This window comes from Entomomonas asaccharolytica (assembly GCF_016653615.1).
Taxonomy (GTDB): Bacteria; Pseudomonadota; Gammaproteobacteria; order Pseudomonadales; family Pseudomonadaceae; genus Entomomonas; species Entomomonas asaccharolytica.
The window spans coordinates 806,909-820,407 of the sequence record NZ_CP067393.1; the positions used below are offsets into that span (position 1 = coordinate 806,909).

A 13,499-nucleotide genomic window follows, 5' to 3' on the forward strand; every position below is an offset into this window, starting at 1 on the left:
TAGTGTTTAGCTATTTTGTAGATTGAATACGCCCTGCATAATCTTTAGCAAATTGTGCTGCAATACGACCAGAACGAGAGCCACGATAGGTAGCCCAGCGAATAGCTTCTTTTTCAATATCTTGATTGCCAGTCATATCGATGTTATAGCGTTTTAACCACTGCGTCACAGCAGTCAGATATTGTTCTTGATTAAAGCCATAGATAGAGATCCATAAGCCAAAGCGTTCAGAAAGTGAGACTTTTTCCTCAATCACTTCCCCAGGATGAATTTCACCATTATTATCAGTACGATAACTTAGGTTATCATCAATACGCTCAGGCATAAGGTGTTTACGATTAGAGGTGGCATATATTAGGGTATTATCAGATTTACCTGCGATTGAACCATCTAATACAGTTTTTAAGCCTTTATAGCCTGTTTCGCCTTCTTCAAAAGAAATATCATCACAAAAAATAATAAAACGCTCTGGACGGCCACGGGTCATAGAGATGATTTGTGGTAGATCCATTAAGTGTTCTTTATCTACTTCAATAAGTCGTAAACCTTGCTGATGGAAAGCATTAAGACAGGCTTTTATCAGTGAACTTTTGCCTGTTCCTCTTGCGCCTGTCAGCAATACATTATTAGCAGGTAAACCTTCTACAAATTGGCGGGTGTTTTGTTCAATTAAACCTTTTTGGCGATCGATATTTTGTAAATCTTCAAAAGCGATAAGGTTAGGTTCTTCTACTGGAATAAGAGTAGGTTGCTCAATACCATTGTAAAAGCGATGTTCCCATAAATAGGCGATTACATCATCACGAATAGTGTAAACAGGAGGTGGTGGAAAGGCATTGGCTAAACTATTGGCAATACGTTCCAGTTGTTCAATTATTTGTTGTAAAGGTAAATCACTCATAAAATTAATCTAACATCAATAAGGGGTAATTAGTAAATATTGGCTAAGTTAATAACTCATTGTTGAAAAAGCTACTATAAAATAGCGGCTAAGTCTTTGTGGTCTTTTTCACCCAATTTCCAATAACCTGTGGTTTGTATATTGCCTAAGTGAAAACCCCGTTCTTTGAGTAATTGAATACGGATATTGCGAATCACTGAGGCTTCAGCTGCAATCCAAGCATGCCCTTGAGTAGTTGGCAAATCATTAGATTTTAAAATAGTTTTTAGATCTTCCTTTTGAGAGTCTTTAAATACCCAATGAATAGTCGCATCAGCTTTTGTTGTTAGCTGTTGTTGCTCTTGCTTATTGGTTGCTTCTATATAAGCATAGACCTTTAAATGCGCAGGAAGTTGCTCAAGAATAACAGAAATAGAGGGAATACCTGTTTCATCAGCTAATAATAATAACCAAGAATCTATTTCTAAATCGCGGAACCCGCCTCTTGGACCTGCTATATAAATTTCATCACCTATTTTAGCTTTTTTTGCCCAAGAGGAAATTAAACCATGATGGTTAATAGCAATATCTAATGTTAATTGTTGTTTAGCTTTATCAAAAGAACGAATGGTATAGGCTCTGCCAGTCATCTTACTATTAGGTAAAAAGACTTTTACCCATTGAGCTGGATACTCTACGGTAAAATTCTCTAAATCTTCGCCTGTTAAAACAACACGACGAAAAGTGGGCGTTAGTTGTTCGGTTCTTACTACTTTAGTTAGTAGGTGGGGAAAATGATGACTAGCTTGCTTGGTAGATTTAGCCACTAACTCTTTAAAAGATTTTAGAACGGCTCTTGGTTTGATATTTACTTTTGCTAATCGCAATTCTTCACCACAAATATCGAGTAGTGTTTGAACATCTGTAGGTAATAAAGGGGTAATCGCTACAGATTTACTTTTTATACTTCTTGCCGCATGGCCTAATGCTGATAACAGTTCTATTTCGTCTTTTGATACAAAAGGAGAGTCTGGCCCAAGCAGGTTAAAATTTGGGTTAGTCGTTAATATCGCTTGAACTAAGCGAGCAAAAGGAAACGCATGAACAGAAAAAATTCCTATTTCTTCTAGTAAAAAACCAGCTTGGGTAGGCCAATTACCTTGCCAATTTATTGCCCGCAATGCTTTAAGCAGTTTTTGCTCGTCATGGCTACATTTATTGATGGAGAAGAAGTTTCTTTGCATAGACTAATTGTTTTACCTCTCAATATTTTGAGTGCACAACATTATCCATTAATGGGAGATTAACTCACTTATTCTGACTATATGATTAAATAGATAATGATAATAAGCATTATAGTACCATTGTTTTTATTTTCTATTAGATCAAATTCTATTTTTTTATTTCACTGTTAGCTAACAAGAAAAATAAAAAAGTTCACAAATTATTCCTTCAAAATAGCGTATTTTTGTTCTCTTTAGACTAAAGAGCTAGGAGCAGTAACGCTTTTTTCACTAAAAATTTCTTATAACAGATCAAAAAAATGGGGTTTATGACCTTAATCAACTAACTAAAACTTACATTTTTTTTTGCTTAATAGACTAAATAATTAGATTTTTCTGCTAATAATTGTCTGTTATTTGATGTATCTCATATTTTGAACCATTTAGGCTGGGTGATATTGCAAATTCAATGCATTGAATAATAAGATTATTTTGATACCAGAATAATAATAAGTAAAAAGGATTTACCTGTGTGTTGAGTGCAAAAACTCAGCTATCTATTACAGTCAGTTTAACTGATTGTTCTAAAAAATTAGTTTTACTCTTGGTGGGTTAAAGATATTTAACTGAGTTTTTGTATTTTTAATTTATTAAGCATATTTATAAGGATTAATAGTTTGAGAGTCATTAATCCGCGCGTTAATTTTTTTTGTAAAGATACACGAGGATAGATTCTTATGAGAATTTTAAATAGTAGGAAATTTGTATTTTCAACATTGGCTATTAATATTATTTTAGTTAATAGCTTTTGTTATGCCGCTAACTACGTGGCTAATGATGGGGCACAACATACCCTTAATGGCCAAACTTATTCTTCAACTGGCCAAAATACTGGTAATTCTGCTCTTGTTGCCAATGGTTCAGAAATTATTGGTTCGGATTTAAATTTATCCTCTACCCATAGCTATGCTGCTGGCGCTTTTGCAGAAAATGGTGGGAAAATATCTATAACAGACAGTGACATCAATATTAATGCGCCAACTACGACATCAGGAGTTAATGGGGCTACTCATTCATATGCTATACATGCTAAAGGGGACAGTGCTAGTGGAGTTTCAACAGTTACTGTAGAAGGAACAAATATTACTATAGACTCTACAGGTACTGGCGCAGCATTTGCTCAAGATGGTGGGCGGGTTGAATTAAAAGATGTCAATATTACCAATAATTCTACAAACTCTTTTGTTCTTTATTCTATAAACTCAGGTGCTAATACTGGCGAAGTGTCTAAAATCATAGCCGATAATGTAATAATTAATACATCAGGGGGGTCTGGAAGAGGTGCATATATTGATGATGGTTCGTACTTGGAAATGAATAATTCACAGATTATTACTACAGGTACATCAAGTTTTGGAATACTAGGAGATGGTGCAACTATCAAACTTACTAATACTTCAATTACTACCTCTGGTAACAATGGTATAGGTATGAGGGTATTTGGTGGTTCAGATATTTATTTAGATAATGTTAATCTACAAACTTCTGGTGCTAGTTCCTATGGAATTTTAATGCAAAGGAGTACTGCGACCATAAACAATTCAACCCTTCGTACTACAGGAGATAATGCATATGTGTTTGAATTAGAAAATGGTTCTAATATCCTAAATATTACAGATAGTACTCTTATAGCAGAGGACAGTGCTGTACGTACTACAGGGGTAGGGAATGTTATCAATCTTTATAACTCAACGCTAACAAGTTCTACTGATGCAGCTCTAGTTACTTTGCAAGCTTCTACGGCTTATCTTAATTTATATAATGGTTCTGTAGTCACTGGTATTATTAGATCGCAGATATTAGATAATGATAAAATTTATATATCAATCAACGAAAATTCAATTTATAACGGTAACACAAGGTATGTTCAAGAAATTAATTTAACTAGTGGTGGCCGTTGGATATTTGATGAAGATAACAGTATAGGTTCAATGGATAATACCAATGGCTTTGTACAATTCAACGCTAGTTCAGCAACTACCCCTATAACATTAACTACTAATAATTTATCAGGTGCAGGTAATTTTATTATGCAAGCTGATGTGGGTAGTTTAACGGGTGATTTATTGGTGGTAAATGACAGCAGTTCAGGTTCTCATACACTTTCTATTGCTAATAATGGTGCTAGCCTTACGGATGGTACAGAGGTACATACAGTAGTTCAAACCCCTGATGGTGCCAGCAATTTCTCATTAACAAATTTAGTTGAGGCAGGAGGTTATCGCTATCAGCTATTTAAAGATGGAAATAATTGGGTACTGCGTAGTATAGGAGATCTCGGTAGGGCGCTTACCACTTCAGCTAGTGCAGGTGTCGGTTTCTTTAATACAGGTTATCTCTCTAACTATATCGAAAACCAAACCCTGTTACAACGCCTAGGTGATCTACGTAATCAACCAGAAAAGACTAATACAGGCTTCTGGATAAGAGGTTATGGTGGCAAATTAAATTCATTTAGTGGACAAGGGGCACGTGGTTTTGATATGGCCTATGCAGGTACCCAAGGTGGTATCGATACAAAAGTGGAGTTAACCAATGCTGACTTAATACTAGGGGGGGTAGTAGGTTTTACCCAAGGTAATCCTAACTACGATGGTGGTTCAGGAACACTAAAAAACTACCATGCGGGTATCTATGCAACTTATTATCATGACAATGGTATCTATGTGGATGGCTTGGCGAAATACAACAATACTCGAAATCACTTCAGTGTTAATGATACAGCCAATATGCGAGTAAAAGGTACTGGTAAAACACAAGGCTATGCAGTTTCCTTAGAAGTAGGCAAACGCTTTATGCTCAACCAAACTAAACAAGGAGTTTATTTAGAACCACAGGCGCAAGTTACCTATGGTTATCAAGATAGTGATAAAATCAGTGCTAGCAATGGTCTGACAGTAAAATTAAAGGACTACAACACTACTCAAGGACGCGTTGGTCTTAACTTAGGTTACCAAACAGGTGGAGAAGTCCCTGTTAATGTTTATTTAAAAGGTAACTTTACCAGAGAAATGGATGGCAGTACTTCCTATAAGCTTAATGCAAATAAACATAATTATAGTTTTAAAGGGAATTGGCGTAGTGGTGGTATAGGGGGCAGTATCAACCTAAACAAAAACCACAATATCTATATGGATGCAGAATATGCTAAAGGTGGTAGATTTAATCAGAAGCAACTTAACTTAGGTTATAGTTATAGAATATAACAAATAAGTAAGTGTTTATTTTAAATAATTATAGAGGATTCTAGATTGTATAGAATCCTCTAATTATTATGTTTAGCCAGTGTTTATAAAAAGAATAAGTTAACTATTTATCTATCTTTTTTTAGATTGAAATCAATGGGAATAGCGATTGCTTTAGAATTACTACCATTCATTACCTCTGCAGGTGGTTTGGGTAGTGGTTGCGCTCTTTCTAAAAGATCTAATACTTCTTGATCTAACGCGGGATAACCAGAACTTTTAGTAATATGTTTAGCTAACACTTTACCTTGTGTATCGATTGTAAAGTTGACGGTAACTGTACCTTCTTGGTGTCTACTTCTAGCTTCACGAGGGTAGCGTTTGTAACGGCCAATGCGACTAAATAATTGAGACTGCCATGTAATTTGTGCTTTTGAAGGGCGTGTGGAGGTGGTGGTAACAGGAGCTGCTACTCGATCAGATACACGGTCGCTAACCGTTGAGGAGTTAGTGGTTACTTCAGCTTTGGGTCTTATATCTTCAGTAATTTCTTTGGGTTTCTCAATAGGTTTTTCGACTGGTTTTTCAACAGGCTTTTTAATTGGTTTCGGTTCTGGTTTCTTTTGAATAACCATTTTCGGCTTAGGAGCTTCTACAGGCTCTGGAACAGGTATTGGATCAGGTTCTTGGATAGGTTCTGGTTCAACTGGTGTTGGATCAGATGCCACTTGTTCAACAGGCGCTGGATTTTCCTGAGGCGTATTATTAGGTGCTTCAGGTAATGGCGCAAGCTCTAACATAACAGCTGCAGGTATAGGTGGTTGTGCTGGTGGTGAAGGATTCCAACCTAACATTAAGGCAGTAGCAAGACCAATATGCAGTGCTACAACGATAATAAAAGCAATTAACCAACGTGAAGTATTTGCTATAGAGTTACTACTCATTATTCCCCATAGCCTCTAAACCTACTAATCCAATTTTTAAATAGCCTGTTTTTCTAAGGTCATTCATCACATTAATAAGATCTTCATAGTTAACTGTTTTATCAGCTTGGAAAAAAATAGTAGTTTCTTTATTACCTTTGGTTTGCTTCTCAAGTTCTCTGGCTAAAAGGTCTGGATTAACAATCAACTCATTACCTAAATACAGTTGTCGATCTGCTTTTAAGGTTAATACAATGGGTTGTTCTGGTCGAGGTTGTGGTATTGCTGTTGACGCTGGTAAATCCACTTTAATATCCACAGTAGCAAGCGGAGCTGCTACCATAAAGATAATTAACAGTACTAGCATGACGTCAATAAAAGGAGTGACATTAATTTCACTCATTTCGGTATTTTCGTCGCTACCTTCTTTTAAATTGATTGCCATGTTTATTAGCCTATCTTTGTTACATTGGAGCGTGTGGTAGCAGTAGAAGCAGTATGGCTTTTACGGTCTAAGTCACGGCTTAACAGTAATAAAGCATGGGCTGAAATATCGCTGACCATTACTTTGTAATGGCTAATAGAGCGTGTAAATACATTGTAAATAATTACCGCAGGAATAGCTGCTACTAACCCCATCGCTGTTGCTAATAAAGCTTCTGCAATACCAGGAGCAACTACAGCGAGATTAGTCGTTTGCGATTTAGCGATACCAATAAAGCTATTCATGATTCCCCATACAGTACCAAATAAACCGATAAAGGGAGATACAGCACCAATAGTAGCGAGGATACTTGTGCCTGCATTCATTTTGCGACCACTAGCTGCGACTAAGCGATCTTGGCGGAAAGCCGCACGTTCTTTAATGCCTTCATGGCTGGTAGAGTCAGCAGATAGTTCGAGTTCTTCTTGCAGATCGTCAATCAATGAAGTGGCAAGGCTATTTTTAGAAAATGTATTGGCTACTTCATTGGCTTGTTTTAAGTTTTTGGTATTTCTTAAGGCAGCCATTTCTTGCCGTAAACGTTTTTTAGCAGTAAGTAATTCAAAAAGCTTAGCGATAAAGATAGTCCATGTGGCAAGTGAGGCCAATAATAGGCCTATCATCACTGCTTTAACAACTATATCTGCATTTTGATACATGCCCCAAGGAGAAAGGTCATGATCTAAAGAAGGTGTTGCTTGTTGCGAGTTTTCTGAAATAACTGTTGGAGTTAATGCTGTTTGAGTATCTTCATTGTCAGCTGTATTAGTGGTTGCTTGTTCTGTTGTTGGAACAGTGGTGCTTTGTTCTACTTGATGTTCATGCTGTGTTGTGGGAGATGCTTGTTGCGCGAAACTCAAAGAAGTAAAACACAGCGTGGTAATTAGAATCAATTGTTTAACAAGTGAAAAGCGACGACTAGATACGTTTAACATATTCATCCAATTTAATTTAGAAAAGAATAATAAGAATTATTCTCATTATCTCAGATAATTATCATTAACAAAAGTTTTTTTAATACTTTTTACAAAAAACAATGCATTTAACTATTAGATATTTTATTTTTTAAAAGGTTCTTAATTTTCTTTAAATACGTTAATCTAAAACGAACATCATAGCTATAAAGCAAGGGAAAATAATTAATGCAGGTCAGTATTATTGAAGGTGATTTATTACAACAGCCTGTTGAGGTGATTGTGAATGCCTGGAATAGAAATATTATCCCATGGTGGCTTTTATTACCGCAGGGTGTATCAGGTGCTATTAAGAAACAGGCAGGTTATGGTCCCTTTTTTGAGTTGGGAAAAATGGGTCCAATAAAGTTAGGTCATGCTGTAATCACTGGATCAGGAAAGTTGCCTTATAAAGCAATTATTCATGTGGCAGGTATTAATATGTTTTGGCGTGCTACTCGTTATTCAATTCAGCAATCAGTTTTTTCTGCAATGCAAATAGTCAATGATCGGCAAATTAACTCAGTAGCATTTCCAATTATTGGTGCAGGCTCAGGTGGTTTTGGTGAGCAAGGTGCTTTAACGCTAATGATTGATGCCTTTGAACAGATAGAATCAAAGGCTTCAGTAAGTATCATTAAATTTGTTAAAGGTAAGTCGTAAACCTTGTTATTTAGTAGGTTTAATACCAGCCTTAGTCATACATTGGTTATAAAGATTATTTAATTCTTGTTGCGAAGGCATGGATGCCGCTTGCAGTTTTTCCAGCTTAGGAACAATACATTGACAATAGGTATTTGCCTGTTTGTCAGTGATTTTGTTAGGTGTGCCTGCCTGTTCTTGTCGCTGTTTTAACATATCTGTGCATAGCTTAACAGCATTGCCATTGGCCAATGCGATATTTGAAAATAAAAAAGTGCTGATTAATAGTAGTAAGTACTTCATAGACCATTACCGTTTTAGTTATTTAATCAATGTGTTTTATATAAAAATAGTGTTAATAAAAACTAACATAATCATTGTACAATGATTGACCCCATATAAAGTTTGATAGTTCAATTATTTTATTTGTTACTTCATCATTTGTTCAGTTCTGTGAAAAGAAAATTACCCTTATTTAAACGACTACAACATAATCCAATTATTTGCATAGTTATTTTATTAATAGCTGTAGGTTTTTATTATTACCAGATTTCTGAGAATAGTTTTACAGCAGAAGTTATTCATGTGATTGATGGTGATACCATAGATGTATTGGTCGTAAATCAGTCCATTCGTATTCGTTTAGCAGGAATTGATGCACCAGAAACAGGTCAAGCTTTTGGCGCAAAAGCTAAGAAAGTATTAGCAGATATGATTAAAAATAAAGTAGTAACTGTTATTCAGGTAGATAAAGATCAATATCAGCGTATGGTTGCTATTATTAAATTAGATGAACTAAATATTAATCAAGAAATGGTTAGGTTAGGGATGGCTTGGGTATATACCAACTATAATCAGGATTATAATTTACCTCTATTAGAGGCTAAGGCTAAAGCAAATAAAACAGGTTTATGGTCTCAATCAAATCCTATTCCACCTTGGGTATATCGCAAGCAATTAGTTAAACTTAAATAAGGCTAAATTTAAAACAGTAATTTATCTTAACAAGGGAACTGATTATATATTTAAAGCAACCAATCGTTTTAAAAATAAAGGATCATGCACGAATAAAGAGTAGATTAACTATTAATACAATAACTTTATCCATAAGCATTTATTACTTATGGATAATAAATTTAGGGAAGTTTTACATCTGCATTTTGGCCACGATTTCTAAGATAATGATCCATCAATACAATAGCCATCATGGCTTCTGCAATAGGGGTGGCACGGATCCCGACACAAGGGTCGTGGCGACCTTTGGTGATAACCTCAATTTCATTACCATGAGTATCCATAGAATGGCCAGGGGTAGTGATGCTAGGTGTAGGCTTTAACGCCAGATTAGCTACGATGGGTTGGCCTGAAGAAATACCACCGAGAATACCACCTGCATTATTGGATAGAAAACCCTCTTTGCTTAGTTCATCTCTATGCTCAGTACCACGTTGTGTAACACTTTTAAAACCTGCACCTATTTCTACGCCTTTGACGGCGTTAATACCCATTAGCGCATAAGCAAGTTCTGCATCTAAGCGATCAAAAATAGGTTCACCTAATGCTACAGGAACACCTTCTGCAACTACTGTAATTTTAGCACCTACGGAGTCTTGGTCACGGCGTAATTGCTCCATATAGCTTTCTAACTCTGGCAATTTATCAAGATCAGCCGCAAAAAAATGATTACCTTCAGCATTAACTGCATCCCAGCTTTTAAAAGGAATTTCAATAGGGCCTAGTTGACTCATATAGCCACGAATGGTAATACCTTTAGTAGCCAGATATTTCTTAGCAATTGCGCCTGCTGCAACACGCATTGCTGTTTCACGAGCAGAGGAACGGCCACCACCACGGTAATCACGAATACCGTATTTATGGTAGTAAGTGTAATCAGCGTGGGCAGGGCGAAATATATCTTTAATAGCAGTATAGTCTTTTGATTTTTGATCAGTATTACGAATTAATAAACCAATAGGGCAGCCTGTGGTAATCCCTTCAAAAACACCTGATAAAATTTCTACTTGGTCAGCTTCTTGGCGTTGGGTAGTAAATTTACTACTACCAGGACGACGACGGTCTAAATCTTTTTGTAAGTCCGCTTCTGCAAGGGGCAATCCAGGAGGGCAACCATCAACAATAGCCATTAATGCAGGGCCATGACTTTCGCCTGCGGTAGTGACTGTAAATAATTTGCCAATGGTATTGCCAGACATAATGGCTTACTCCTGTTTTTAACAAAAGAAAAAAGTAACAGGTAATGGCAACATTACCTGTGTGATATTATTGTAATTTAACACCTTGTAAACCAGCCGCAGTGCCTATTTCCTTAGCAGCACTAGCACCAAGTTTTTTAGCAAAGCGATCAAATGGGCTATCTTGTACAGTAAAGTTTTTAAGGTTCTCTTCACCCACAATCTCACGAGCCACATAACTGGTACTGCCAAAGCCATCGATTAAACCAAGTTCTTTAGCTTGTTCGCCAGACCAAATAAGGCCAGAGAATAACTCAGGGTGTTCTTTATCTTTTAAGCGATCACCACGACCTGCTTTTACTTGGTTGATAAATTGTAGGTGTACTGTGTTCAGGGTATTTTTCCAAAACTCTGTTTCTTCTTTATTCATCGGTTGGAATGGATCTAAGAACGCCTTATGCTCACCAGAAGTATAAGCACGACGCTCAATACCTAATTTATGCATGGCATCAACAAAACCAAAACCAGCGGCAGTTACACCAATGGAGCCAACTAAACTCGCTTTATCTGCATAAATTTCATCGGCAGCACTGGCAATATAGTATGCACCTGAAGCGCCTAAATCGGTAATCACCGCATACACTTTAATTTGTGGATAGAGCGCGCGTAAACGTTTAATCTCATCGTATACATAACCTGCTTGAACAGGAGTGCCACCTGGGCTATTAATACGTATAATGACTGCCTTAGTGTTAGAGTCTTTGAAAGCGGCTCTTAATCCAGTTACTAGATTATCAGCACTAGCATCTGTTTGATCGGCGATCATACCGCGTAAATCAATAACAGCAGTGTGTGATGTTGATGTACTGATATCACCTTTAAAAGCACCCATAGCAATAGCTATTAATATAAAGAGATAAAAGAACGTTAATAGTTTAAAAAATATCCCCCAACGTCTTGAACGGCGTTGTTCAATAAGACTCGCTTGTAGGGTTTTTTCCAATAATTTCCAGCTTTTTTCATCATTAGCGGAAATTTGTGTTTGCAGTTCTTCAGACATGGTAGGATCCTGAATTATAAAATCTTGTGATAAAGCACTATAAGCATGAATTAAAGGGTAAATCATAGCATAATCTGACTTTTTGCTATAGATTTATTATAGTTATACTAGTATAGAAAGGTTGCTACAGGCTAAGGAGAGGAATTTGCCATTTTCAGATATTGAGAAATCTGCATTATTAACAGTGAAAGGCGTAGGTAACACTGTTATTCAACGGTTAGAACAAATGGGGATAGATTCATTATCTATCTTATCTACTGCCAATGCTGAAGATATTACTAAGCAAGCAGCAGCAATGCTAAATGCAACGTGTTGGAAAAATAGCCCACAGGCTAAAGCAGCTATAAACAACGCAATTCAGTTTGCTAAAGCGTATTGCCAAAGTAATAATCTTAAATAACTTAAACTAAGGTTATATGATAGCATTCATGGTCGAGTAGCCATTGTTTACGTTCTATTCCGCCTGCATAACCTGTTAGTTTATTATTTTTACCAATAACACGGTGGCAAGGTACTACAATGGCGATGGGGTTACAGTGGTTGGCCATCCCAACTGCGCGACTTGCTAACGGTTTACCAATTTGTTTCGCTAATTCACCATAGCTAATAGTACTGCCTGCAGGAATAGTGCGCAAAACTTGCCATACCTGTTTTTGAAAATCTGTACCAAAATTCGCCACTGCTAATGAATCAATACCTTTAATATCGCCTTTAAAGTAGTTTTCAATGGTTTGAATCACTGTATTAGGACGTGATGACGGCTGTAAGGTAATTTGTTTAACTTGGTAATAGCGTGCGAGTTGTTGGAGCGTTTCCTCTTTAAACTCACCCCAACCAATAAATTGCAGGATATTTTGCTTATCCAACCAGATAATAAGTTTACCCACAGGGGTATCAAGTAAATATTCATCAAATACTAATTGATTAATAGTTTCAGACATTTTCAATTTCTCTTACAGTATCTAAAATAATAGTCTTTTGGGTTGGCTAAATTCTGAAAGTCATTAGTGGACATGTTAAACTTAATTCCTCCCTTATAGATACTGTGTATATAAGTTCTTTTTTAGCAATAAGGCAAATATTTTTTAATGGTAACTGATTTAAAACAAACTGTTATTCGTGTTGAAGCTATGTCTGCTGATTGGCAACAGCAGGCAATAGCATTGGCTTCAGAGCTTTCTTTAGCAGCGGAAGGAGAGGCAGATTTTGCCCTTCAATTAGGTGAGTACGGGTTGCAGTTACAGTGTTTAACTGAAAAAAATATAAGTGCGTTAAAAGTTGATTTTGTAGAAGGCGCTGTAGCCCATCGTCGTAAATTTGGCGGTGGAAAAGGGCAAATGATTGCTAAAGCAGTTGGCATACAGGGTAATATTACGCCTAGTGTGTTAGATGCTACAGCAGGTTTAGGGAAAGATGCTTTTGTTTTAGCTAGTTTAGGTTGTGAAATAACTTTAATTGAGCGACAACCTATTATTGCAGCATTATTAGAAGATGGCTTGCGACGAGCTTTACAGGACAGTGAAATTTGTTCTATTGCACAACAAATGACATTAATAAAAGGTAATGCAATTGATCTAATGAAAAATTGGCAAAGGCCTATTCCACAAGTGGTATATGTCGATCCTATGTTTCCTCACCGTGATAAATCAGCATTAGTTAAAAAAGAAATGCGTTTATTCCGTCCATTAGTGGGGGATGACTTGGATGCAGCACAATTATTAGCAACTGCATTAGCATTAGCTAGTCATCGGGTAGTGGTTAAACGTCCACGTAAAGCCCCTATTATAGAAGGTATTAGCCCAAGTTATCAGTTACAAGGAAAAAGCAGTCGTTATGATATTTATACAAAACGCTCTTTAAAAGTGGATAGTTAGAAATTCTTAAATAAAAGGGCAGT

The 13,499-nt window shown here is 36.4% G+C and carries 14 protein-coding genes; 5 read left to right on the forward strand and 9 right to left on the reverse strand.

Translation table 11 applies throughout. The annotated features are described in order from the left end of the window. Positions 1-10 precede the first annotated feature (10 nt). Positions 11-901, reverse strand: a complete 891-nt coding sequence (locus JHT90_RS03625; protein ID WP_201094226.1) for an ATP-binding protein — start codon at positions 899-901, stop codon at positions 11-13. Positions 902-975: 74 nt separating this feature from the next. Continuing rightward, positions 976-2,124, reverse strand: coding sequence for a siderophore-interacting protein (locus JHT90_RS03630; RefSeq protein WP_201094228.1), 1,149 nt, complete (start codon positions 2,122-2,124; stop codon positions 976-978). 716 nt (positions 2,125-2,840) lie between these two features. Between JHT90_RS03630 and JHT90_RS03635 the strand changes: the two genes are divergently transcribed. Continuing rightward, positions 2,841-5,369 carry an autotransporter outer membrane beta-barrel domain-containing protein gene (locus JHT90_RS03635; protein ID WP_201094230.1) on the forward strand — a complete coding sequence of 843 codons (2,529 nt, stop codon included), beginning with the start codon at positions 2,841-2,843 and terminating at the stop codon, positions 5,367-5,369. Positions 5,370-5,476: 107 nt separating this feature from the next. On the opposite strand, the gene JHT90_RS03640 is transcribed toward JHT90_RS03635, so the two are convergent. From JHT90_RS03640 to exbB, 3 genes are read right to left on the reverse strand one after another with little or no spacing between them, the layout of a single operon-like run. After that, a complete protein-coding gene (locus JHT90_RS03640; RefSeq protein ID WP_236254027.1) occupies positions 5,477-6,292 on the reverse strand; it encodes a TonB family protein in 816 nt (271 codons plus the stop codon). Further along, on the reverse strand, positions 6,285-6,716 hold the full coding sequence (exbD, locus tag JHT90_RS03645) for a TonB system transport protein ExbD (protein WP_201094237.1): 432 nt from the start codon (positions 6,714-6,716) through the stop codon (positions 6,285-6,287). Before exbD ends, JHT90_RS03640 begins: the two co-directional genes overlap by 8 nt. Before the next feature lie 5 nt (positions 6,717-6,721). Continuing rightward, complete coding sequence (gene exbB, locus JHT90_RS03650) at positions 6,722-7,690, reverse strand: tonB-system energizer ExbB (RefSeq protein ID WP_236254029.1); 969 nt, start codon at positions 7,688-7,690, stop codon at positions 6,722-6,724. A 207-nt stretch (positions 7,691-7,897) separates the two neighbouring features. Between exbB and JHT90_RS03655 the strand changes: the two genes are divergently transcribed. Further along, positions 7,898-8,371, forward strand: coding sequence for a macro domain-containing protein (locus JHT90_RS03655; protein ID WP_201094250.1), 474 nt, complete (start codon positions 7,898-7,900; stop codon positions 8,369-8,371). Between the two features lie 6 nt (positions 8,372-8,377). Here the strand turns inward: JHT90_RS03655 and JHT90_RS03660 are convergent, their stop codons facing one another. Further along, positions 8,378-8,653: a hypothetical protein gene (locus JHT90_RS03660; protein ID WP_201094252.1), complete on the reverse strand. Its 276-nt coding sequence runs from the start codon at positions 8,651-8,653 to the stop codon at positions 8,378-8,380. Between the two features lie 150 nt (positions 8,654-8,803). Here JHT90_RS03660 and JHT90_RS03665 point away from each other — a divergent pair, with 150 nt between their 5' ends. After that, positions 8,804-9,325 (forward strand): thermonuclease family protein, encoded by a 522-nt coding sequence (locus JHT90_RS03665; RefSeq protein ID WP_201094254.1) that lies wholly within the window; start codon positions 8,804-8,806, stop codon positions 9,323-9,325. A gap of 161 nt (positions 9,326-9,486) precedes the next feature. On the opposite strand, the gene aroC is transcribed toward JHT90_RS03665, so the two are convergent. Beyond that, positions 9,487-10,563 carry a chorismate synthase gene (gene aroC, locus JHT90_RS03670; RefSeq protein WP_201094263.1) on the reverse strand — a complete coding sequence of 359 codons (1,077 nt, stop codon included), beginning with the start codon at positions 10,561-10,563 and terminating at the stop codon, positions 9,487-9,489. Between the two features lie 67 nt (positions 10,564-10,630). Beyond that, complete coding sequence (locus JHT90_RS03675; protein WP_201094265.1) at positions 10,631-11,602, reverse strand: S49 family peptidase; 972 nt, start codon at positions 11,600-11,602, stop codon at positions 10,631-10,633. 145 nt (positions 11,603-11,747) lie between these two features. Between JHT90_RS03675 and JHT90_RS03680 the strand changes: the two genes are divergently transcribed. Further along, positions 11,748-12,002: a helix-hairpin-helix domain-containing protein gene (locus JHT90_RS03680; protein ID WP_201094267.1), complete on the forward strand. Its 255-nt coding sequence runs from the start codon at positions 11,748-11,750 to the stop codon at positions 12,000-12,002. Position 12,003: 1 nt separating this feature from the next. On the opposite strand, the gene JHT90_RS15375 is transcribed toward JHT90_RS03680, so the two are convergent. Beyond that, positions 12,004-12,543, reverse strand: a complete 540-nt coding sequence (locus tag JHT90_RS15375; RefSeq protein ID WP_201094268.1) for a methylated-DNA--[protein]-cysteine S-methyltransferase — start codon at positions 12,541-12,543, stop codon at positions 12,004-12,006. A 147-nt stretch (positions 12,544-12,690) separates the two neighbouring features. On the opposite strand from JHT90_RS15375, the gene JHT90_RS03690 reads away from it, so the two are divergent. Then, entirely contained in the window at positions 12,691-13,476 is a 786-nt protein-coding gene (locus tag JHT90_RS03690) for a class I SAM-dependent methyltransferase (RefSeq protein WP_201094270.1), read from the forward strand. Positions 13,477-13,499: the final 23 nt, after the last annotated feature.